Consider the following 23,023-nt stretch of genomic DNA (forward strand, 5'->3'; position numbering starts at 1 on the left):
CGAACAGACAGGTGGCCCAGTCGATCCTGTTGGAATCAGTGCTCGGCACCGCTCTGACGCAGGCCAGACAGGCCGAGGAACAGCGCGACGCCACCGAGGAGCGCGAACGACTGCAACGCGTGCAGGAGCGCCGCAGACTCGCTCAACCGCGCCGCGACAACGACTACATCGCGCTGGGATCGGCCGGCCTGGCGTGCATCACCGTGCTCGGCCCCTACCTACTCGGACACTTCGCGCTTCGGAAGACCTTTCTGCTGGCACCGGATTCGCGGGTCTTCGACGAAGAGGCACGGGGCCTGGCCGATCACTTCTTGGCCGATTATCTCGGCGGCGTCACCGCGATCGGTGCCCTGCTCGCGGTGTTCCTGCTGGTGCGACCACGAGAATTCCGGCAGCGGGAGATGATCATCGGCGGGGTGATCGCGGCATTGACCTTGGTCGTGCTCCTGCCGACGACGCTGTCGTGGTGGAACGAGGCCGAAAGCAAGACGGTCACGTCGCTGCGTGAGTCGGCCTTCCCGTTCGCCGCACGCTTCGTCGACTGCGCCAGCTGGGAGATCGAAGCCGAGACCGAGCTGTGGCAGAACGAGCTGTGGCAGATCCACCTCGGCCAGACCAAAGGTACGCCGCGCGTCAGCGAGTGCAATCAGGTGAGTGTGTATCGCGGGTGGGAGCGCGTCGGCTCCTTCGACCTCGACAACAACGACCATTTCACCGAGTCGATTACCGTGCGCGACCTCAACTGGTCCGAGCCGTTCACCACTGACCGGTCCACCACGATCTACGCCACCACCGCGCAGGGCGCTCGAACCCGGATGAAACCGGCCGATGTCACCGTGGAGCTGCCGACCACCAGCGGGCGCACGGTTGCGTTCAACCTGGCCGACAGCGCCGCCGGCCGATTCGAGGTGCGATGACCGACTCAGCCGGCGATTTTCGAGACCGACGAGACCCTGGACAGGCGCCGACCGAGCATCCAGCGCTTGGACAGCACCCGGTCCCACGCGGGAACCATGCCCAGCACCGACTCCCATTCCGACATCCACAGATCCACCCGCGTGGCACCACCGGGCAGATCCTCGAAATCGATGCTCAGCACCGGATGCTTGCGTCCCTGAACCCCGACACCGAGACCCCGCGACTGGTAGTTCAACTCGCCGCGACCGTTGACTTCCTTCCACCCCACCTTCTTGAATTCGGTGTACACCAATCCGACCACCTCGCTGCGCGGCGCCGAAACACTGTAGGACGCTTGACGTCTCGCCGCGACGCTGAAGACCAGGGAAACAACGAGCAGCGCGACGAGAACGCCGAGGCCGTACACGACCACCGCCCCGAACCCGCCGGAGGAGGCGATGGCACCACCGAGCAGCGCGACCACGATGAGAGACACGAATATTTGCATGAATGTTGTCGACTTTCCGTGCACACACCCCACCGAAGAATGCTCGAGCTATTCGCGAATCACCGGGGCGACAAAGTGTCTCGCGAATTCGACGGTAATGGCCGCGGCGACACCCGGGTATCCACTGTTCGTCCGACAGGAAATTGCCGATCATGAGTGAGCTATCTGTCTATCGGTCACGTGGCCTCGAAGCATTGCAGGCCGACGCTCCCGTCGAGGCAATCGCCGAGTTCGAGGCGGCTATCCGTGTGGCCGACAACGAATTCGAGCTCGCCGACTGCTACTACTGGCTCGCCACCGCGCAGTACGAGAACGGCGACCTCGATGCGTCGACCATCACACTGGAGTCCGCGCTCGAACTCGTCGCCGACGCCGACGCCGCCGAACTGCGGGGCCGTTGCCACGAATCGCTGGCCGACCTCGCCATGGAGCGCGAGGACGCCGCCGACGCGCACCACCACTTCAGCACTGCCCACGCTTTGCTCGGCGAGATCGACCCGGAGACCGCGGCACACTGCCTGCTCGGCATGGCCACCGCCGATCTCGGCGTCGAGGAGTTCACCCGCGCCGAGACCCAGTTGCGGCTGGCACTGCAAAAATTCGACACCATCGACGATGCGGGTGGTGTGGCAGCATCGCTGAATCTGTTGGCCGAGTTGCTCACCGAACTGGATCGTCCGTTGGAGGCCGCCGCCCATCTCTCCCGACTGGCGGGCATTCTTACCGAGCATTCCGACTACGCGGGCGCCGCCGACGCGAATTGGCGGCTGGGCAACCTGCTGCTACCCGCGCTGCGCATCGAGGAAGGACTGCGTGTCCTCGAATCGGCCAAAACCGATTTCCTGCGTGCCGACCAACCACTGGACGCCGCCGAGGTCGCCCTGAAGATCGGGATGGTCATGGACGATCTCGGCCGATTCGCCGAGGCGGCAGCCAATTACCGCGAGGGCGGCCACCTGTGCGCCACGTACGGCGATCCGGACGACGCGCTGTGGTACGACGTCAATCTCGCGACAACCGCCATGAACACCGGCGACTACCTCACCGCCGAAGCCGATCTGACAAGGGCGGCCGACCGATATCGCAACTCGGGCACCGAGGTCGGCACCGCGCGGTACGCGCAGACGTTGCGCTTCCTCGGCGGGCTACGCACCGAACAATCCCGATACCAGCTCGCTGTCGAACACTACGAGGAAGCGCTCGACATCGGCACCTACGTCGAAGACGAGGAGTTCATCTCCGACTGCCACTATGGCCTCGGCCTCGTCGCCACCCTCACGGGCAGATATCGAACCGGGCTGGAGAGACTATCGCTCGCCCGAGAGACCTTCTCGCGCATAGGTTCCGATCAGAAGGAGATGCTCTGCCACCACAGCGAGGGGATCTGCTGGTACTCACTCGGCGAGTACTCCGACGCGACCGATTCACTGTTCTCCGCACGCCGGATCGCGACCACCTACGGTATGGACCTCCAGCGCGCCTTCACCGATATGCACCTCGGCTTGGTCTTCACCGAGACCGGCCGATTCGCCGACGCCGAACTGGCGCTGCGCGGCGCCCGCGCGATCATGATCGCGGCCGAGCTACCCGACAGGGTCATGGCCGCCGACGGCAATATCGCGGGCCTGTATCTCAAACAGGGTCGATACGCTGACGCCGCGCAAATCTACCGCCGCTCCGCCGACGAGTTGCGCACCCGCGAACTCCACGGCCAAGCCGCGGTCTGCACGCAGAACGAAGGCATGGCGCTGATCATGATCGGCGAACTCGACGCCAGCGCAGCGGCTTTCGACCAGGCCGGCCGCTATTTCGCCGCCCATCCCGACTACCGCGCCAACCTCGCTCTGGTGCACCGGGGACGCGGACTCCTGGCGACCATGCGCCACGATCACGACACCGCGCTGGCCGAGTTCGCCGCGGGCCGGGCGATCGCCATGGAAATCGGCACTCTGATCGAAGTAGCCAAGGGCGACTTCTTCGTCGCCGTCACGCTCTACGACCGAGACGACTCGGCGGTCTCCACCGCGATCGACCTCGCCCTTCCCGCCGTCCTCTACATCAACAGCATCCGACTGCAATTCGACAGCGCAAACGACCGGGTCTCGTGGTCAGCGCTCTATACGCAACTGCAAGCCCACCTGTTCACCCTCGCGGTGCGACACCCTGACCCGGCGCTGCTCGGCGACCTCATCGAGGTATCCCTGAACTCCGGCACCCACACCACCGCCACGTCCAAGGATCTCCTGCGAACCACCAGTCTCGCCGTGGCCGAATTGGACATCGCCGGGCCTCCGCACCCCTCGGACGCGGCCCGAATACACGGCGGCGCAGCCACACTCGTCGCCGGGGCGGCCCTGCCGATGGCGCCACCGCCGCGACTGCGCATGCCCGACGGTCGCCTCGCCCTCGCGCCGTATTTCGCCGCGGCGGCCCAGCGCTACGGGCTCACCGATCCCGCCAACGAGGTGCGCACCTGGTAGTGCCCGGCGGTGTCCGCCGGGCAACATCGACAGGCCGCTACTTCCAGTGCTTGCCGTGGTCCGGGCAGACCAGACCTTGACTGCACTGGCCGCAATTCACGCGATTGCCGAAATCGGATATCCCGCCCTTTCCTTTGCACCCCTGACAATCCACCAGCGGGCGGTGACATTTGCACTTGAGACCGGCCACAGCAATTCTCCTTCGGTGATCGATTCGCCTTGCCGGAGAATGGTATCGAGCTCGCCGACGCCTGTCTGTCCGCTCCATGAACGACAGGAAACGGTCAGCTTGTCCACCGAACAACCGATAGCGGAGTCAAATCCAGGCTGTCACAGTGGGAGCAATCGCGGCCGGTGCGATGTTCTTCCTACTGAGGCGATCAGCTCGTGGCAGTAGGTGCTTTCTGCGACCGATTTGGAGTAAGCCAGTGACCGTGCAGGTCGACTATTACGATCTTCTCGGCGTCGCGCGCGATGCCTCGGAAGACACCATCCGTGATGCCCACAAACGCCAGACCCGCATTTGGACCAAACGGACCGCCAGCGCGGATCAGAGCACGCGCCAGGAAGCCGAGACGAAGACGAGCCTGCTGCGTCAGGCGTTCGACATCCTGCTCGAGCCCTCGAAGCGGCAAGCCTACGACCGCGACCTCACCGCCGGTGGCGTCGCGGCACCAGCGGCGGTGTCCGGTGGCGGCGACTGGCTCGCCCAGGCCCGCGCGGCCCTCGGTCGCGGCGACTATCGCAATGCCTCCTACGCTGCCAGGGAAGCGACCCACACCGCCGGGAACTCACCTGAGGCATGGATCATCCGCGCCCGCGCCAACGCCGGTCTCGGACAGTTGCAGGACGCGATCTACGAGGCCAGACAGGCGACGACGATCGCGCCGAACAACCCCGATTTCCTCTTCCAGACCGCGCTCATCCAGGAGCAGATGGAGCAGTGGTCCGACGCGCTGAACAGCTATCAAGCGGCCGCGCGGCTGGCGCCGAACGAGTACATCTATCAGATCGCGATCGGTGGGGTCTACCTGCAACACGGCCTCGCCGACAAGGCGCTCGAGGTGCTCGAGCCGGTCTACGCCGCCCATCGCGATGTGCCGCTGGTCGCGTTCTACCTCGCCAGCGCGCTGCTCGACAAGGCCGAGCAGACCCCGCGCGTTCAGAGCAACGACTCCTACGCGGCGACCTCCGAAGCCGAGATCGCCACCATGCGTCAACTCGTCGATCGTGCGAAAAGCCTGCCCAGCGATGATTTCGACATCGCCAATCGCGCGCGCGACATCCTGGCATACCTCGACCGCATGGAGGAGATGACCTGGCAAGTTCCCGGCCTGTTCGGTTTCTCGAGCCTGCGGGCGGTCGGAATTCCCGTGGCCGCGGTGGTTCTGGCCTTCATTCTGTTCAGCTCCGGTGCAGCCGGTGTCGGCTTTCTGCTGATCCTGGCGGCCGGTGGCATCGGGTTTCTCGTCTATAAGACGTGCTGGGTACCCCGCTGGAAAGCGGCAAGTCAGTTGGCGCGATGAGCGCACGCGTCATCGGCATCGATCTCGGCACCACCTATTCGGCCGTCGCCGCGATAAATCAGGCGGGAATACCCGAGATAATCCCGAATCGCGACGGCGGGAGCCTGACGCCGTCGGTGGTCTTGTTCGACGGTTCCGACATCGTCGTCGGAACCAGGGCGAAGCGACAGTTGAGCGCTTTCCCACTGGATACCGTGCAGTTCATCAAGCGGCAGATGGGAAATCCCGACTATCGTTTCTTTCCCGAGTCGACCGAGGGCGAATATCGACCGGAGGAGATCTCGGCTTTGATCCTGAAATCCCTGGTCTCCAATGCGGGACGCGAACTCACCGAATATGTCGCCGACGCGGTGATCACCGTGCCCGCCTATTTCGACGAGGCGCAACGCACTGCGACCCGGCAGGCGGGAGAGATCGCCGGAATCAATGTCATCGGCATCGTGAACGAGCCGACGGCGGCGGCAGTAAGCTTCGGGCTCGGTCGCGACTACACCGGCACGCTCTTGGTCGTCGATCTGGGCGGCGGCACGCTCGACGTCACTGTAATGCGCTGTGGCAAAGACACCTTCGACGTTCTCGCGGTCGGCGGCGACCCGCAGCTGGGCGGCTACGATTTCGACAACGCGATCATCACCTGGGCGCTGGCGGAATTCGAGCGTGTGGGCGGTGCGCGGTTCGAGGAGGATTCCACTGCCGGAGCGCAACTGCGCGAACGCGCCGAGGACGCCAAACGGCGACTGTCGACCGCCGAGTCGACCACGATCTTCATCACCCACCAGGACCACTCCACCAAGCTCCAGCTGACCCGGACCGAATTCGCCGAACTGTCACGGCATCTGCTCACCCGGTGCGAGTACCTCGTCGAGGAGACCGTGGAGCTGGCCGAGCTCACCTACCGCGACCTCGACAAGGTACTGCTGGTCGGCGGGTCGACTCGCATGCCGATGGTGCGCGACCTCATCGAACGGGTGACCGGCATGCCCGCCGATGTCTCGATCCACCCCGACGAGGCGGTCGCGCTCGGCGCCGCGATCATCGGCGAACTTCGGCACGCGGAGTTCGCAGGCCGGGCGCCGTCGTTGGCCGGGCGCCGGAATGTCGCGATTCGCGATGTGGTGTCACACGGTCTGGGAGTGGTGGCCGACAACGAGCACGGCGTGGCATCCAACGCGATGGTCGTGCGGCCGAACCTGACCGTGCCGTGCCAGATCACCGCCGATTGGTTCGCGACCGTTGTCGACCGCCAGAAATCGCTGTTTCTCCAGGTCACCGAAGGCGACGAGGACGGCGTCGACCCCAAATACGTGCGCATCCTCGGCACCGCCCAACTCACCCTCGCCCAACGCCCGGCCGGCTCCCCCATCCGCGTCGTCTTCTCCTGCGACCTCGACGGCACCCTGCACATCGAGGTGGTCGATCTGGTCGACGGAAACAACCTGGGGGAAATGGAGATCGACCGTGACGCCAACCTCACCGCGACCGACGTCGAAGCCAGCCGTTCCGAACTGATCTGGGCGAAGATCACGTGACCGACAACACCGTCGCCGACCAACTCGACAGCATCCGAACGGAATTGGCCGGCCTGTCCGACCTGTTCAAACGCCGCCTCCTCGACGACCGCGGCTACCGCCAACTCGTCGAATCCCTCCAACTCCGCGTCGCCACCGCTGAAGCGGGCCTCGGCGCGGAGTATCTTGTACCGGTCGTACTCCAGCTCGCCCGCCTGATCGACCGCGCCGAACAGAACTCCCCCGACCCCTTCGTCACCTCTCTGATCGAAGAACTCCACGCCATCCTGGAAAACTGCGGCGTTCAGCCCTTCGGCCACCCCGGTGAGCCGGTCGATCCCGACACTCACGAAATCCGTTCGATCAGCGGGGAACCCGGTGGTCCACTCCATGTGGACACCCTGATCCGTCGCGGCTACACGTATTCGGGGAAGGTGGTACGTCCAGTGCTGGTGGACGCGATATACCAACCAGGACGCCGGGTAGCGCACTCAGCTGCCGATGATCGGCCCGACAACGATCCCGATCAGTAAATCGGGCAGAAAGCTGCATTGCAGTCCGGCGAACGCAGAACCGATTGATCAACTGGACACTGAACACCACGACGGCCGGCAGGGTGATCGCGCGAATCGGTTCCCACGCTGCTGCGGCGGCGAGTCCTGGGATGCCGGAGATCTACGCATCCCCGGCCATCAAGTCGCCACGCCCGGCCAACGGCCAGGCCGCCTCGATCACCTGGTCCGCCCCCTGCACCTCGGTAGCCCCCTCTCAGCTCGAGAACCGCGTCAGCGATTCGGTGGTGCGATCGCCAGCACGCATCAGCAAGCGCATCACCTGCACCGTCGCGACGACCACCACGATGGCGAGGACGACCCCGAGGAAGGGCGCGAGCGCGACAAGGCCGGCGATGATCGCCGCGATGTGCGCGGCACGGGTCCAGCCAGGGAACTGGTGAAACCTACGGGTGAGCACCGCATCAGCAATCAGGGCACCCGCGCACAGGACGAGGAATCCGAGCTGGACAGGACCGTTGACCACATGGGTCAACGCGTAGCCCAGGGTCCCCGGCGAGGATGTCGCCAACAGCCAGGCCTGCAACGGAACCGCGCCGACACAGCAGCCGAGGACGGTCCACGCGAGAACGCGCCAGCGCGACGACCCAGTGACGGTTGCAGGCTGAGGTGCGGCTGAGGTGCCGTATATATGCACGTCGTTGCGATACTGGTTGATATTGACATCGCCGCCGACGGTGGTACCGCTGATCTCGGCTCGCATGCCTGGCCGTTCACGGAACGCGCACACGCCTCAATTGCCGTTCTGCTCGAGGTTGAGATCTCGACCAACAATGGCGCCACTCACCCGCTGGACTCCGGGGTTCGTCATTCGCGCGTTGATCGAACCGTCGACGATCACATCCTCGACCACCATCGCGCTCGACGCCGACCGCCCCAGCAGTCCGAGCCAGAACTGGACCGCGACGCAGGCCATGAGCAACGCAACAACGAACGCGATCCACCCGACAGTTCGACTCTCGGTGAGGATCGACGTCGCCACGTTCACGGTGCCGGCGACCGCGACCGACCCAACCGCGCCGATCACCTGCTTAGCGAGCATGCTCATCGAGTTCTCCTGTCCGACATCCGGGTTCAAAGCGCACGGTCACAGGCCACTGTGCAGGTCGGAATCGACGCGGGCGCTCGCCGCGTGGTCGTCAGCCTCCTCGGGCTGCCGGTTCGGCCACCCTTCGGTACGGCGACGGTTGAGTTGGTCGCGGGCGTCGAGGTATTCGCGGTCGGCGTCCATTTCTCGCTCGAGCGCGACGCGGTTCTCCTCCTGCGCGATGCGGGCCTGCGCGGCGCGCTCGTCGGACTCATCCGACAATCTGCTCAACCGTTCATAGGAGGTTTCCCCGCCACCCATTTGCAGCAGCTTCAACAGCACCGGCAAAAGTTCTATAGCGAGGAACGTCGCCCACAGTACCCAGCGCATGCGGTTGACTGACGGGCTTGTCTCACTGAGCGCGTCAAGAGCGTCCAGGCGTGCCGCGAGGCCATCGCTGTCGGCTGACTTGACTCGATACGCGGCGGTTTTGCCGTCGCGGGCTTCACGTAGGCGGATGAGTTCTGGTTGCACCCGTTGCAATTCGGCCTGTGCGGCTACTGCGTTGATGTTCTCGGCGGCTTTTGCGTCGGCTTTCGCCTTGTTCAGAATCACCAGCTTTTGGTCGACGACCCGCTGCTTCTCCTGTCGTGCGTCCATCGCAGCGCGCGCTGCCTCGCCTATGCCCTCGACGCCGGTGCTGTTCGGGCAGTTCCAGCCAGCACGCTCACACGTTTCGTCCTTGACCGCCTCGCTCAACTCCGCGCTCGCCTGGTCATAGGCGGCCTGCGCCTGTTGCACAGCCGGATTCCGGTCGATCACCGCGGGGTCGCGCGATGCGGTCGCGCTCAACTCGGCGACCTTCTTCTCCAGATCGGGGATCGTCAAGTAGGCAGGGTCGGCGGCCAAGTCGCGCTGATAGTCGGATTCGTTCTCGGCCTGCTCCACCTTGATCTGGGTCTGGATCTCGCGGTCGAAGATCTGCAACACGATCGGGGTCGATACGACGACGCCGAGCAGGAATGCGAGCCCAACGCGCGGCACCACCATCACCGCAGTACGGACCCAACCCCTTTGCTTGCTCATCCCGATGACCATCGCGCGGTCCAAGACGAGAATGAAAGCACCCCAGCCGATTCCGAGAAGCACAGCCAGGGGTAGCGGTGCCCGTGCGGCCATCCGTATGGCAAAGGTCATCGAGACTGCGGCGATCGTGGCGGTGCCGAGCAAGATCGCGCCCAGGGACAGGTAGCGCGCCCGATCCGACGGTGCCTGCTCGAGAATGGCTTCTCGAATGCCGACCAGCGACAGGAGAAAACGGCTGAACATTGTGATTCCTTTCGGTTTTCGCCATGTCAATCCTGGCCGCCCCAGGTCAGCACCTGGTGGTCGCGAGCACGGAATTCGTCATAGCGACGCAGCGCAGCGCCAAGGCCGCTGTCGACGCGGCGCAGCAGGTCGCCGGCTTCGGTGACGAGTGCTTCGACTCGCCGAAGTGCCGACGTATCGGTGACACCGCTGAGCTGGTCGAGTAGTTGCTTGCTGATTTCGGCATGGATGGACAGTTCGGCAACCCGTTTGGCGTGGTCGTCGCGCAGGGTCTGGGCTTCGGCGCGCGCCTGTGCGCATTGGTTCGCCGCCGCGGCGTTACCGATCTCGACAGCCTGGATCTGGGCCAATAGCTCAGCCAGGTGCGAGGACAATCGCGCCTGCTGGTCCTGAGCGAGGGTGAGCACACGCGTGCTCGTACTCGCCAGATCCCGCTCGAGCTCGTCGGTCGCGACGATCAGGTCGGCTTCCTTACCGAGCAGGGCTTGCTGCTGCTCGCGCAGCGCCGGTAGTTCAGCGGCAAGCGCGCGCAAGCGGTTGAGCTCAGCGATCCGGTCTGTGATCCGTTCGTACTCCGCGCCGGCAGCCATCAATTCGGCCTCGGTTTCGGCTACGCGTGCGAAATCGGATCGAGCCGTAGCGAGTTCGGCGGTGCGGGCCCTGAGCTCATCGGTGCGTCGGGCCAGCACCTCGGCCACCTCGGCGCCACTCATGGCGGCAGAGGCGAGGGCTGGTAAGCGATCGGTCAGGTCACCTACCCGGTCGAGGGCGTCATCAAGGGCTATCAGTAGGTCGAGGGTGGACTGGTCGGCGCTGTCGCAGTGGTGAGTTCGATGCGCCAGCGCGTCAGCGATGGTTACCGCCGACCAGTCGATCGCCTGCCCTAGTGCGCGAACCCCAGGGAACGGAATCGTGTTGTCGGCCAGCGTATCCCCCAGGATCGTGCGTGCCTGCTCATCGTTCATGCGGCGATCTCCCGTTCCGGCTCGATGGGTATATCGGTGATATCGCCGGAGTCCGCCGTGACACGCAAGCGACCCCATTCAGTGCGACTCGGATCAACCGAGAGCCAGTAGCGGCCCGCGGGGAAGTGCCGAGCAGCCGACGCGTCCACGGACAGCCAGCCGCCGTCACTATCCACTCGGATCCGCACTATCTGTGCAATCCGTTGCGGCGCTTGACACTCGATGACCAGTTGCTCAGCTGGTACGACGGGGACTGATTCGATGACTTGGGTGAGGAGACCGTCGCAGATGCGATGGGTGAGCACGCCGACCGTATGCGGATACTCGGTGAGCACGCGCACGGCGCCGGCGGCGATCTGGGTTCTCCCGGTGTCGACTTCAGTCGCTTCGATCACCCGCGCCTGTTCGAGCCTTCCGCCGACAGCGAGATGGGCCGAATCCACAACGGGACCGAGTGCGCTGATGCCGACGAGGGTGAGGTCCAGGCGCAGCGAGGGGCTCGCGCGGGCAACAAGCGCGGCAATGACATCGGCGACGATCTCGGCCAAGGGACGCAATGCGGCCAGGACAGTCGCCGCGTCGATGGACCCGCCGTGCGCACCCGCTGGATACACCGGAGTCGCCAGATACTGACGGTGCGTCAGCGCTCGTGCCAGAAGCAGATTGGCGCGCCTGCCGTGTTGTGCGCGTTCGGTGTTGAGTGCGGCGACGCGATCGGGGGTCGGTGTGAACCCGTTCGCTCTGAGCATGCGCGCGCTTGGTTCGGCATCGCCGATCTGAGCGGATCGGGTATCGAGTACGCGGAGCGCACCATGCGACCTGAGCACGACCGCCGCCACGACCACACGTTGGCCGACCTGACACACGAGCGTGTGCCCGTCCTCGACAGTCGTCGCCGCTACCGCTGCTAGGAGTTCGCGCTCACTGTTCGATGATGTCATCGCGCTCCCCTCGGTGCTTCCTGTCGGCTTTACTACGGCCGAGAAGGCCGTTGACGTTCCCGCTGAGCTTTCCCCACCGGGAAGCGTTGCTGTGCAGCACTTCCGTCATCCGTTTCGACAGCTCGGTTTGCGCTTTCACATAGTGAGCGAGTGCGCGAAGGTTGCCCTCGCTCGGCTGACCGAATTCGCCGTTGATCCAGGCCGCGATCAGAAAAGCGCCCGGATCGCTCGGCCGCTCGGAGGCCCGATCGACGAGTTCGGCGGTGACGAAGTTGGCCAACTCGAACCAGCCGAGCACATCGGGTCCCTGCCACGAGGTGCTACGCAACACCGAGACAAGGTCTTTCGGAGGAACCCCCGCGGTGCTGGCCTGCGCGATGGCGACGGCAACGGCAGATACTGACGCTGTGGACCCGAGCGAGCGAATTCGTTGGACGGCGATTTCTGGCGACGCGTCGCCGGCAGCTTTCAACTCGTGCTGCCATCGTCCCAGCTGGAGCAAGCTGAACAACTGGCCGTTGGTCGCTAGATTCTCGACCTCGATGGCTCGAGTCACCGCCGATTTGGTGCTCGCGTCGGTCTGGGGCAGATGGCTCAGCTCCCACAACCCGTCAAGGGTCGATTGCGCGTTGCGGGCTGACCAGCGCTGGCACAGTCGGGCAGTGATAGCGACGATCACCCGCGCCCGCTCCGACGACGTCATCGGCGTCGTCACCACCAGGTCGATCAAGCGCGCCCGGTAGGCGTCGCCGGGCTCGCTGAAACCCTGTTTCGGCCTTGCTTGCTTGCGGTAGAGGATGAAGTCGATCTTGGCCTGTCGGTCCGGATCGGCGACAACGGTGTCACTGAGTTGCCCGAGCAGCGCCGACGGAACCTCGGCCTTGCCGTGATACAGCAACGTCGACAAAACGCGGTCGAGCAACGTCTCGACGATCGCTGGATCTTGAACGATGGTGCGAGCGAGCAGTTCTCGCACCAGTTCGGGATCAATCTGCCACAGGTCCTCGATAGCGGGACCAGATGGTGTCACGCCGGCACCGGCATCCAGCGACGCTCTCAACTTTGACCACGGCGATTCGATACCCGCTACGGCACTGACATGTGCCACCCACCGACCGCCCTGACCGCGTGTGAGAAATGCCGGTCGGGCGGCGACGCGCGCGAAACCGGGGATCGCGGCAACGAGCGGGGCCAGCGCGGTCGTCCAATACTCCTGCTCGATCAGCGCCACCACCGCCTGGCCGAGCTCAGCCGGATCGAAGAGTCGCTGGTTGGTGTTGTGCGCGCGGTGCAGCGCGTCACCGAACATGTGCGCCAGGTCGACCGAGCGAGTGACCGCGGCGAGTTCGCTGATCGTTCGGGCGGTTGGCTTCTCCTCGAGCAACCGCAAGAGCGCGTCGGCGAACCCGTCCTGGTCGCGGTAGAGGTACGCGCCGATCAGCTCGCGATCCAGTGCGAGGTCCTCGGCAAGGGCGACCTTGAGGTAGCCCGTCACGACGCTGGTCAGTTGGTCGTCGGAGAGATCCCCGAAGCGGTCCTGCCGGCCGAGCCTGCGAACTTCCGTGACATCGACATGCCCGCGCTCGGCCTTCGCGGCGACGATGCTCGCCAGGTCGAGGTCGGCAAGGGCCATCATCACCTGGGCCGGATCACGGTCACGCATCGCGGACTGTCGTCGCAGGTGGTCGAGCACGGTTGGTTCTGAGTGCTTGGCACGCAACGTGTCGGACAGGTCTCGATATGACTGCGTCGCGCGCGAAAGTGACGTTGGCCGATGATTCTCCAGATCGATCACGGTGTCGCCACCACGGCCGCGCTGCGCGAAAATGAGCAGTGGCAGGCGGTTGACCGCTACGTCGGCCCAAGAGCTCGCCGAAATCCACCGGCGCGCGCCGCTGGGGAGCAGTTGCGCGATCTCGTCGAAGACGGCGAGTCGGTCGATCAGCTCGGTCGGGCCGTTGATCAGCGTTACCGGTGTCTCTATCAGCGCGGCAGCCGCATCGGACATGGCCCGCGAGGACCCCCCGTTACCGATCACCGAGGCCCCGCCTGTGAGCTCGAGGGCGGCGGGCTCACTCGCGCTGGGATTCGCCGGATCGATCGGGAGTTCGAGCCGTTGCACGGCGGCGTACAGGTCTGCGAAACCGCAGCCGCTATCGATGAATTCATCGAGGTCGACGCAGACGAACCGGTTGCTGGCGATCGGACGGTTGGTGCCGTCGATCCGATCGGTCCATTCACGGATCACAATGGACAGATAACGCTTGTCTCGAATCAGTGGCTGGACGAACCAGGCCCACGGCAACGCCGACGGCCCTCGCTCGTGCACAACCGGCGGGTTGCCCGGACTGCGCGCGAGCACGAGCTCGCGAATGACCGCGTCCGAGCACAGTTCGCGACTCATGGCGCGCACCGAATAGTCGCTCTTGGTGCCAGCGGGCTTGCTGACAATCGCCCACCCGACCTGGACGGAAATACTCATGCGGTACCGCGCAAGTTCTGATGCATCCACACAAGCGGCTCGAGCACATTGATCGGCTGGACCCTGCCTCTGATTCGCATCTCGCCGGTGTCAGCGCGAACTGTGTTGGCGAAGTCGCCGAGCACGAACCTTCCTGTAGGTGCGTAGAAACCGATCGACGAGGTGACGAAGAACTCGATGCGGCTCTCGTAGAAGTATTGTGTGAGGCCTCGATAGACCAGGTCCGAGTAGGTGAAGTTGTCTTGGCACAGCCGCATGAAGAAATCCTTGGCGCGCCCGTTGTCGACGGTCGGGAAATACGGCCGCTCGACACCACTCACCGTGTAGCCGCGATTACGCGCGACCCGAAACACCTCCTCGTCGTCAAATTTGGTGACGCACACGGCAACCCGGTGTGGCAGGCGCGGGCCCGCGTTGTCGTACTGCATCATTCGAGCAGTCAGCTTCTCCATGATCGGATGGAAGTAGTCGAACGCGTCACCGTCGGTGGCATCGCGAACCGGATCGAACAGGAAGACGATGCCTTGGCATTCTTGTAAGTGATCGAGCAATTGGTCTTCACTGGTCGACGCTGATTGCGCACCGCGAAAAGCATCGTCACCACCGCTCGGTCGCGGCTCATCGTCGTCCATGCTCAGCTCAGCCGCTATCGGGCGGCTGTCCTCGCGCGTTCGGGCCGTCGTCTCCGTCCCGTAGCTGACCCCCGGAACGTCGAGGACGTCCAGGTCGAAGGCATCGCGTTCGATAACTGGCTCTTCGGGCGGAGCCTGTCTGCCCAAGAACCTCCGATTCGTCCTCTCCGGGATCACGGTGCGTTCGCCGATGAACTGAAAGAGAAAGTTCTGCCCGAGAATGGTAGAGGGCGGGAACTCACCCTTTTTGGTCAGCAGTTCGGTCGAGTCACGCAGAAACTCACTCGACGCTTCATCAGTACCGGACATCTTCCAGTTCCCGACCAAGTTCGTCTGCAGCGCGGCAAGTTTCAGCGCGGCGAGGTAGGTGGTCTTACCGCTGCCCGGCGGGCCCCAAAGCCCGATCCGGACCTGGGCCGGCGGTCGCGGCGTTGCCTGCCCTGGAGCTGTCATTCGCTGAACTCCTGCTTGGTCGAGTCGATGATCGGAAACTGAAGGGCCACTGCGCCTTCCGCAGGGTTCGGCAACCGGAGGTGGTCGGTGAGCCAGCTCGGCGTCGCCTTGCCGAGTTCGCGACTCTCGCCAGGCAAACTCAGCGCCCGCCACACTGTCGCCATCTGTCGGCCGCGCCGAGAGATCGGGTTCAGACCCGGTGGGGTGTCCCACACAGCGAGCACCTCGATCCCGTTGGCGCGCAATCGACCGAGCGAGTCTTGCCAGCGCAGCCGGTTCGGGCACGCGGTGTCGTCGCCATAGGGTGCGCGACGGCCAACAATCAACAAGCGCCTTGACACCGCCGGTGTTCGCCACGACAGGGTCGTCGCCAGCTCGAGTGCATCTTCGAGCGGGGCGAGGTAATCCGCGCCGCGCACCCGAGTTGCCGTTAGATCCGCGATTGTCGCCATTCGTGTTGTCGTCGAGTCGAATTCGTAGACACGAACAACGCCGCGCGGTTGCGGTCCCTGATGATCGTGATAGCCGATGATCGCCACGCGAAGCCCACGTTGATGGAAGTGCCGGTCGGCGATTTCGGCAAGCCAGTCCGCGAGCAACTGCCTACGCTGGGTGACCTCGTTGTCAGTGCCGCACAATTCGACGGCGAAGGCGACGTCGACCGCGCCCGTCGGCGGGCGGTAGCGTTCGGGAATCGCTTGGATCAGCGTCGCCAGGTTCGCGGCGACCTCGGTATCGACGGTCATCGAGCCTGGCCCGCGCACTACGACGTCGCCGGGCCCATTGAGCGTGAATTCCAGTGTCGCGGTCTCAGTTTCGGGTACCAGCCAGCGCAAGACGCGTACCGCGTCGAAACCCCGGCGCGCAGCAATTGCCTGGTGAGCGGTAATCGCGACCAACACGTGAGCGGCCCCGGCGGGGAGCTCGATAGCCACCGTGGTCGGCGGCGTTTCGATGGCCTTGGCACCGGCGGGAAACAGCGGCACGCAGTGCGGCCGTGTCCATCCGTCGCTATCGATCGCGACCGCGAGCAGATGATAGCCGTTGCGCAATGGCGTGTGGGCCGCGAGGGCGCGAATGAGTTGCCCGCTGCCGCGCGAGCCGCTGACGTGGTGGACCTCGGGCCAGCGAGCGGCGAGCCGGTCCGGTAGGTGCCAGCCCGACAGCCGCTGCAGGACAACTGTTCTTCCTGACGACACAGGGGCTGGCAGCTCTCGACCGGCTCGCGCCAGATCGAGCTGGCAGGTGCGCGCGAGCACCCCGACGCCCCCGGCGAGCTGGAACAGCGCCTCTTCCGAGACCGAAGACAACCCAGACACCAGGTCTGTCCACGCGACAGCGTGCGGTGGGCTGAGCTGCCGCACCACGCCGACCGCGTCGGCGGCGAGCTCTAGCGCCTCAATGCCCGAGCTGTCGATATCGATGACAGTGAGGGTTCGCTCGCCTGCCTCGACAAGCCACCCGAGCGTGGACCTCAACGCCGCGACATCGGATGCGGTTGGATGCCGATGCACAGGAGTGAGTTCGTCCTCGGTTGCGGACGTACCGCGGACGAGACCGAGAAGCTTTCCGCGTCGGTGTGGCTCGATCACGGCTGCCACACGAGCGGCGGCGGCGATATCCACGCGGCGGCACGCTCGCATGAGGTCGGCGGCAAAGGCCTGCTCACGATCCTGCGTGATCGCGCCGAGCCACGGCCCCGCCGTGAGGACCCAGCCGCAGGCCGGGCATTGCGGGTCGCTCGACGCGGTCAGGCAGACCGGGCACGCACACGGTGTCATCGCAGCTCCCGCGCGGCCGGCACGTCCTCGGCGATGATCCGTACCGCACCGTCACTGTTCGTGGCGAGGCGCGTCGCGCAGCGCAGTTCGACCTGTTCGAACAGGTTGCGGACTGTGCGCGCGTTGCCGAAGTGCTTGCCCTGCCGCGAACGCAGCCCGTCGAGAGTGTGTCCGGCGGCGGCGAGGACGCCTTCGGCGAGGTCGTAGCCTTCAGCCTCGGCGACACTCGCGAAAATCCGCTCCAGCTCCGCTCTTTCGTAGTCGTCGAAGACAAGTGTTCTGGAGAATCGTGAGGTCAATCCCGCGTTCTCCCTGACCCACTCGGCCATCTCGTCCGGATAGCCCGCAGCGATCACCACCAGGCGACCGCGATGGGTGTCCATCATCGCCACCAACTCGTTGACCGCGTCCCTGGCGAAGCTGTTCTCGCCGGTGGCCTTGAGCCCGTACGCCTCGTCGATGAAAAGGACACCATCAAGGGCTTCCTCGATCTTGGCCCTGGTCGCCTGCGCGGTTTGGCCAACGTAGCCGGCAATCAAGTCGGCCGAGGTTGTGCTGACGACGTGGCCTTTCACCAGCAAACCGAGGGCGACGAACACTCGGCCCATCAACCGCGCGACCGTGGTCTTGCCGGTCCCGGGCGCGCCGGTGAACAGCAGGTGCGGTGCGACCGGCGGTTTGCGGCCGCCACGTTGCCGCAGCTTGAGCACCTCGACCAGTCCCGTGATGGTGGCTTTGGCGTCAGCGAGGCCGATCATCGGCGTCAGTTCGGCGAGCACCTCTTCCACCGGCGCCGTCGTGCCGAGGAAGTTGCGTAGGTTCGCTGGAATGTCGTCGGTGGTTGCCGGCGGAATGGCAGTCGCGTCGGTGAGGTCGACGCGTTCAGCCCAGCGCCGCTTGATCGCCTGCGCGAGATTGCGCATGTCGCGGCCGTTGCCGAAGTCCGCGCCGCGGGTGCGATGCATATTCCCGACGAGCACGCCCAAGGTCTGCCGCAGCTCGTCGGTGATGGGTAGTCGTTCGTCGGCGAGACGCCCGAGCAGGATCGAAAGCAGTTCCGCGGGTGCGAAATCGGGGAAGACGATGCGATTGTCGTGTGGGAACCGGCTGGCGAGCCCGGGGTTGGTGTCGATGAGTTCGTTGATCGGCGCTTCGTAGCCGGCGATGACGACGGCGAGGTCGTCGCGGTGATTCTCCATCTCCGCGACCAGCCGGTCAATGGCTTCCTGACCGTGCCCGTTCATCAGCTGGTAGGCCTCGTCGATGAACAAGACGCCGCCGAGAGCGCGCTGGACGAGTGCACCGGTGCGCGCTGCGGTCTCGCTGACATAGTGCGAGACAAGGTCTTCCACGGTCGCCGCGATGAGGTGACCTGAACTCAGCAAGCCCATATCCCGATATAGCTCTCCAATCATATTGGCCACCACCGTTTTACCGGTGCCCGGTGAACCGCTCAGCGCCAGATGCAGCGACATCGGCTCACCTTCGGTACGGTCCTCGCCCCACAGAACTCGATCAGCACGCACCGCTTTGCTGTGCCCGCGCAGGAAGTCCTTGATCGTGGACATGCCGACCATGTCATCGAGGCGCTGCCAGATATCGCGGCTTTCGGGCGGCGCGGACGCGGTGAGCCCGAGCGCCTCGATGCTGAGCGCGAGGTGTTGTTCGGCGAGCACGAGCAACTGTTCGCGCCAGGAGCGCAGCGCGAATCGCTGCTGGGACATGGTCCTGATCGTGTGGTCAAGGGTGGTCCAGTCGGCAACGCGCAGGCCGCTGGTCAACCGCATGTGGTGCACGAGCCGACCGATCTCGCGTTCGTCGGCGTAGCCGACCACCGCTGTCCGCGTCGGGGCCAGGTCTGCGAGCCCGGCGGCGAACTCGGGATAGCCATAGCTCGCGATCGCCTCGACCGCGTCCGCGAATTCGGCACGGGCGAAAAGCAAGACACACAGGTTGCGTGGCGCGACCTGGCCCGAAACCCAGCGCAACAGCATCTGCGACGCGGACCGCCGTGACGGCCCTGGAATCTCAGCCAGCCAGGTTTCGGCACCCGGAATCACAAGCGCGGTACGTACATCTCGCTTGGTCATCAACCCGTCGAGCATTGTGAGCTGATGCGCGTCATTGGCCCGGGGCGCCGACTGCGACGACGGATTCGGCTCCGTCCGTGGCCGGTCCAGCAGCATCGTGCCCATCGGACCGGCGAAACCGGTGCGTGCCCTTGGCTTCGACACCCGTTCAGGAAGTGGCTCACCCCTGGTGAGCGCGCGCGACCGCTCGTCATGGAAGTAGACGGGCCGACGATAGTCAGTGAAAACCACGCGTTGAAATCCACTGTCGCGCAGCACTTCCCAGATCGCCTCGGTGGATTCGCGGGCGCACAGGTCGGCACCGGCAAACACATCGGTGGTCCCTGGTCCATGCACGATCCAGAACACCTCGCCGATCCGAGGTACCCGCGCGCCACGAAATCGTTCAGGGAAGGCGAGGTCGGAAGCCTGTGAAGTTGTTGTTTTCTCAGCCAAGCGACTTGGTCCCCGGTGTCTTGACAAGCGTGGCGACATCGCGTCGCGTTCGGTCTGGAACGGCTGCCACAGTCGTCGAACGCAAGTCGATGCCGGTGCGATCGTGCACGCTGTCATGAATCGAGGTGATACGTGCTTGTCGTTCCTCGTCGGCGGCCTCGCCGTCGAAGCTGTGGATCTCGACCAGTGGTGCGCGCGCGATGTCGACATTGGGGATGATCTCGATGATCACCTCGCCGCCGGTGACCTGGTTGACGGTGCGGGCTAGGAAAGCGCGGCGCTGATCCGCCTCGACGTACCCGGTATCCTCGGCCCCGAGCACTTGGTATTGATGTTCGTCGTCGAGGGCCTCGGCGATCAACTCGGCCAGATTCGCACGCAACTGCGAGGCGCGCACCGCGACGACCGCCGCTTCGACGGTGTCGTCCAGTCGACGATCAAGGGCAGGAATCACATTTTCCACCAGCGCTTCCAACGCCTCGGTCGACATGGGCTCGGCGTCGTCGCGAACCTTGGTGAGCAACTGGGCGACCTCGGTGTCGAGTTGGGAAAGCATGCCGTTTGACCAGTGGTCGACATCGGGCGCCTTGGTGGTGTCGACACCGAACGTGGCGGCCGAATCGATGGTCACGTTCCCACAGATCAGCTCGCGCAATTGCACAAGACCACTTTCGGCGGCCAATCGACACGCCCGCCACTGCGCGTCCAGGATGGCCAGCTCCGAACGCAATTCGCTCAGTTGCCGGGTGAGCGCGCGCGCCGGGCCGAGCAGAAAACCAGCCGCGACACCACCGTTGAGCGTACCGATCAGATCGGCTCGCTCGGCATCGAGGCCAGCCAATCGACCGGGACAAAGACGCTCGTGCGGGTAGCCGGCAGCTTGGGCGCGCAAAATTTGAGCGTCGGCGAGGTAGGTCGCGGTCAGTTCCGCCGCGCGGACACTATCGCTCTGCAAATCAGCGACTTTGGTATCGATCGCGGCGAACTGCGCCTGCCGTTCGGTACGTTCGTCGGCGAGCGCGCGCTCGAATACCTCGCGCTGCGCACGCAACGCGGTGGCGTTCTCGGCGCGCAATGTCGCACCCTGGTCGCGCAGCCGCGTCATGATCTCGTGTGTACTCGCACGCAACCGCTGATCCGACCGTTGTTCGCTCTCGCGCACGTGCTCGCTCAGATCCGCGACGGCGCTTTCGAAACCAGCTTGCCGCCGCGACATCTCGGCCACCGCGCGTTGCGCGCTCTGCTCCGTCTGCTCTCGAATTCGATTGAGCAGCCCGGGCAGGTCACGATTGACCTGGGCGAGATCGCGCGCTTGGGCTTGCAGCCGGTTCCATTCGCCCTCATCGACATAGATCTGCTTGCGGCCACTCATCCCAGTACCTCACTGACGATCTTGGGCCCGTCGGATTCGAGGGCCGGCGGTGTGCGCGACGATTCGCGTGTGTGGCGGGAGCGGGCGGCGTCGAGGGCGGTGAGCAGCCCGGGCGGCGGTACCCCGACCAGGGTCACCGAGCGCGGGTCGACGTGCAGTTCGGCCGTTCTCGGACGGTCCGCGAAGTCGTATTCGCTGCCACGCAGCCGGTCGGTGAGGTGGTTGATTGCCTGGTTGTCGCTGCCCCGCAGACCACGCCCGTTATCGCGCGCGGCCACGTACGGCCCGTCGATCAGGACGTCGATCACCGACAGTAGGTCCGCAACCTCGGGCGTTGGCGGGTTGTCACGCAGGCGCGCGAGGGTGAATCCGGTGAAGCAGATGACGTCGAGGTCACGCACCGCACGCACGTGTCGCACGAGTTCGGACAGAACCGCAGCTTGGAGCATGGGTTCCCCGCCGCTGAGGGTCAGCCCACCGATCTCCGGCATGGCCAGGATCTGGGCAGCGAGCGCCTCGGGCGTAACAATCCGATTGTTTTCGACCGGAATCCAGTCGGGTGCGACGCAACCACGACAGTTGAGCGGACATCCTTGTACCCAGACCACGGCGCGGCGACCGGGACCAAGGGAATCCGTCGCGATAGCTGTCGCCGCCAGATTCACCGCCGATGTCACCATCTACCCTCTCGCACAGTCACTTATCACCGAAAACCGCCCATACAGTAGGGCAGCCTACGGACCGCAACCGCTGTGCGCTGTAGGCCATTCGACCGACATCGCCTGTGCCAGAACAGACTCGGCCGTCAGAACTTGTTGGTTCGCGCGAGGCGGGCGGGCGTTGATGCCATCGCCTGAAAGACTGCTCAGAACCAAGCATTTTCGCGAAAGAACGGTTCCCCACGAATTCCATTGATACGCATTGGCTCCGATCAAAAGTGTGGGGTTTCTGCTGGATTCGCAGGGGAGGCGGTCGTCTACGCCGCCACGGTGCTGTGGTGGGCGGACAGCAGGGTGATCCAGCCAGGCTGTCATCGGGTAAGGATCTGTGCGAGTTCAACGGTTCAGCAGGCGGGTTGGTCGAATTAGCGTCGGGCGCGAGCTGTCATGATCGTCGGAAGGATCACGATGACCGTTGTGCCCCCGGTAATTTCCGCTGTCGAACTCGCCGCCGCACTGGACGCGGGTGCCGATGTCGTCGTCCTGGAGGTCCGCCGGGATCGGGACACCTTCCCGGCGGGCGCGCACCTCGCGCTGTCGGACGAGGTGCCCGCCGGGCATTTGCCGGGCGCGCACCTCGTCGACTTCGCCGCGCTCGTCGGATCACGCACCGAAACCTCGGGTAGCAGTCCCCTGCCCCAGCAAGATCAGGTCCAGGAACTGCTGGAGCACTGGGGAATACACGAATCCAGCGTGGTCGCGGTGTACAGCCCGGACCACCCATCCAGCGCATCTCGTGTGTGGTGGGTGCTGCGATGGGCAGGCCTGGCCGACGTTCGGTTCATCGATGGTGGGCTGTCCGCATGGCTTGCCGCGGGGCTGGAACTCATTGACACTCGTCCGGCCAGCGGTGGAGGGACCGCACGGGCGCGGCTGGGATCGCTGCCGACCCTCGACGCCGCGAGTGCCGGCGCCCTTGCCCGCGACGGACATCTGCTCGACGCCAGGGGAGCTGGCGCGTACAACGGTGCCGCCGACGACGCCATCAGCGGCCACATCCCGGGCGCGCACAACCTGCCGGGCGTCGATAATCTGCGCGACGGCTACCTCGCCGACGCCGACACACTGCGCGAGCTCTACGGGCCCTATCTCACCGGTGCGCCGATCGGGTCGTATTGCGGCGGCGGTGTGGCCGCGACGCTGGATGTGCTGGCCCTGAGCACAATCGGAGTGACCGCGGCCCTGTATCCCGGGTCGTGGTCGCACTGGACCGCCGATCCGTCCCGTCCGATCGCCACGGGGACACTGCCCGGCTGACCTGCTACGGCCGAGACGCCAAGGGCCGGTTCGCGAATCACGCGAGCCG

General features: G+C 65.0%; 19 protein-coding genes. 6 read left to right on the plus strand and 13 right to left on the minus strand.

Annotation, left to right across the window (positions count from 1 at the left end; all coding sequences use genetic code 11):
- Positions 1-11 precede the first annotated feature (11 nt).
- Positions 12-917 (plus strand): hypothetical protein, encoded by a 906-nt coding sequence (locus tag ACFWFP_RS12675; protein ID WP_379294874.1) that lies wholly within the window; start codon positions 12-14, stop codon positions 915-917.
- 5 nt (positions 918-922) lie between these two features.
- Here the strand turns inward: ACFWFP_RS12675 and ACFWFP_RS12680 are convergent, their stop codons facing one another.
- Positions 923-1,393, minus strand: coding sequence for a hypothetical protein (locus tag ACFWFP_RS12680; protein ID WP_379294875.1), 471 nt, complete (start codon positions 1,391-1,393; stop codon positions 923-925).
- Positions 1,394-1,557: 164 nt separating this feature from the next.
- On the opposite strand from ACFWFP_RS12680, the gene ACFWFP_RS12685 reads away from it, so the two are divergent.
- Entirely contained in the window at positions 1,558-3,885 is a 2,328-nt protein-coding gene (locus ACFWFP_RS12685) for a tetratricopeptide repeat protein (RefSeq protein ID WP_379294876.1), read from the plus strand.
- A gap of 96 nt (positions 3,886-3,981) precedes the next feature.
- On the opposite strand, the gene ACFWFP_RS12690 is transcribed toward ACFWFP_RS12685, so the two are convergent.
- The gene (locus tag ACFWFP_RS12690) at positions 3,982-4,182 is read right to left on the minus strand and encodes a hypothetical protein (RefSeq protein ID WP_379294877.1); all 201 of its coding nucleotides are present in this window, start codon (positions 4,180-4,182) and stop codon (positions 3,982-3,984) included.
- 131 nt (positions 4,183-4,313) lie between these two features.
- Here ACFWFP_RS12690 and ACFWFP_RS12695 point away from each other — a divergent pair, with 131 nt between their 5' ends.
- Genes ACFWFP_RS12695 through ACFWFP_RS12705 form a run of 3 tightly spaced genes read left to right on the plus strand, consistent with a single transcriptional unit; the run spans position 4,314 to position 7,452 of the window.
- The gene (locus ACFWFP_RS12695) at positions 4,314-5,411 is read left to right on the plus strand and encodes a tetratricopeptide repeat protein (protein ID WP_379294878.1); all 1,098 of its coding nucleotides are present in this window, start codon (positions 4,314-4,316) and stop codon (positions 5,409-5,411) included.
- Positions 5,408-6,940: an Hsp70 family protein gene (locus tag ACFWFP_RS12700; RefSeq protein ID WP_379294879.1), complete on the plus strand. Its 1,533-nt coding sequence runs from the start codon at positions 5,408-5,410 to the stop codon at positions 6,938-6,940. The genes ACFWFP_RS12695 and ACFWFP_RS12700 overlap by 4 nt, the downstream gene beginning before the upstream one ends.
- On the plus strand, positions 6,937-7,452 hold the full coding sequence (locus ACFWFP_RS12705) for a nucleotide exchange factor GrpE (protein WP_379294880.1): 516 nt from the start codon (positions 6,937-6,939) through the stop codon (positions 7,450-7,452). The genes ACFWFP_RS12700 and ACFWFP_RS12705 overlap by 4 nt, the downstream gene beginning before the upstream one ends.
- 235 nt (positions 7,453-7,687) lie before the next feature.
- Here the strand turns inward: ACFWFP_RS12705 and ACFWFP_RS12710 are convergent, their stop codons facing one another.
- The 11 genes from ACFWFP_RS12710 to ACFWFP_RS12760 form a co-directional block, all read right to left on the minus strand.
- Positions 7,688-8,194 (minus strand): hypothetical protein, encoded by a 507-nt coding sequence (locus ACFWFP_RS12710; RefSeq protein WP_379294881.1) that lies wholly within the window; start codon positions 8,192-8,194, stop codon positions 7,688-7,690.
- 30 nt (positions 8,195-8,224) lie between these two features.
- On the minus strand, positions 8,225-8,539 hold the full coding sequence (locus ACFWFP_RS12715; protein WP_379294882.1) for a hypothetical protein: 315 nt from the start codon (positions 8,537-8,539) through the stop codon (positions 8,225-8,227).
- Positions 8,540-8,578: 39 nt separating this feature from the next.
- Complete coding sequence (locus ACFWFP_RS12720; RefSeq protein WP_379294883.1) at positions 8,579-9,847, minus strand: DUF4407 domain-containing protein; 1,269 nt, start codon at positions 9,845-9,847, stop codon at positions 8,579-8,581.
- Positions 9,848-9,873: 26 nt separating this feature from the next.
- Positions 9,874-10,812, minus strand: a complete 939-nt coding sequence (locus ACFWFP_RS12725; protein ID WP_379294884.1) for a hypothetical protein — start codon at positions 10,810-10,812, stop codon at positions 9,874-9,876.
- Positions 10,809-11,360, minus strand: a complete 552-nt coding sequence (locus tag ACFWFP_RS12730; RefSeq protein ID WP_379294885.1) for a hypothetical protein — start codon at positions 11,358-11,360, stop codon at positions 10,809-10,811. The genes ACFWFP_RS12725 and ACFWFP_RS12730 overlap by 4 nt, the downstream gene beginning before the upstream one ends.
- Positions 11,361-11,733: 373 nt before the next feature.
- Entirely contained in the window at positions 11,734-14,235 is a 2,502-nt protein-coding gene (locus ACFWFP_RS12735; protein ID WP_379294886.1) for a hypothetical protein, read from the minus strand.
- Positions 14,232-15,320, minus strand: a complete 1,089-nt coding sequence (locus tag ACFWFP_RS12740; protein WP_379294887.1) for a hypothetical protein — start codon at positions 15,318-15,320, stop codon at positions 14,232-14,234. The genes ACFWFP_RS12735 and ACFWFP_RS12740 overlap by 4 nt, the downstream gene beginning before the upstream one ends.
- On the minus strand, positions 15,317-17,101 hold the full coding sequence (locus ACFWFP_RS12745; RefSeq protein ID WP_379294888.1) for a hypothetical protein: 1,785 nt from the start codon (positions 17,099-17,101) through the stop codon (positions 15,317-15,319). Before ACFWFP_RS12745 ends, ACFWFP_RS12740 begins: the two co-directional genes overlap by 4 nt.
- On the minus strand, positions 17,098-19,527 hold the full coding sequence (locus ACFWFP_RS12750; protein WP_379294889.1) for an AAA family ATPase: 2,430 nt from the start codon (positions 19,525-19,527) through the stop codon (positions 17,098-17,100). Before ACFWFP_RS12750 ends, ACFWFP_RS12745 begins: the two co-directional genes overlap by 4 nt.
- A gap of 91 nt (positions 19,528-19,618) precedes the next feature.
- On the minus strand, positions 19,619-20,701 hold the full coding sequence (locus ACFWFP_RS12755) for a hypothetical protein (protein WP_379294890.1): 1,083 nt from the start codon (positions 20,699-20,701) through the stop codon (positions 19,619-19,621).
- A 293-nt stretch (positions 20,702-20,994) separates the two neighbouring features.
- Positions 20,995-21,678, minus strand: coding sequence for a 4Fe-4S single cluster domain-containing protein (locus ACFWFP_RS12760; RefSeq protein ID WP_379294891.1), 684 nt, complete (start codon positions 21,676-21,678; stop codon positions 20,995-20,997).
- A 447-nt stretch (positions 21,679-22,125) separates the two neighbouring features.
- On the opposite strand from ACFWFP_RS12760, the gene ACFWFP_RS12765 reads away from it, so the two are divergent.
- Positions 22,126-22,974, plus strand: coding sequence for a sulfurtransferase (locus ACFWFP_RS12765; protein ID WP_379294892.1), 849 nt, complete (start codon positions 22,126-22,128; stop codon positions 22,972-22,974).
- The last annotated feature ends 49 nt before the right edge of the window (positions 22,975-23,023 follow it).

Origin of the sequence: Nocardia sp. NPDC060249 (assembly GCF_042728755.1) — a bacterium.
In the GTDB taxonomy this organism is placed as follows: Bacteria; Actinomycetota; Actinomycetes; order Mycobacteriales; family Mycobacteriaceae; genus Nocardia.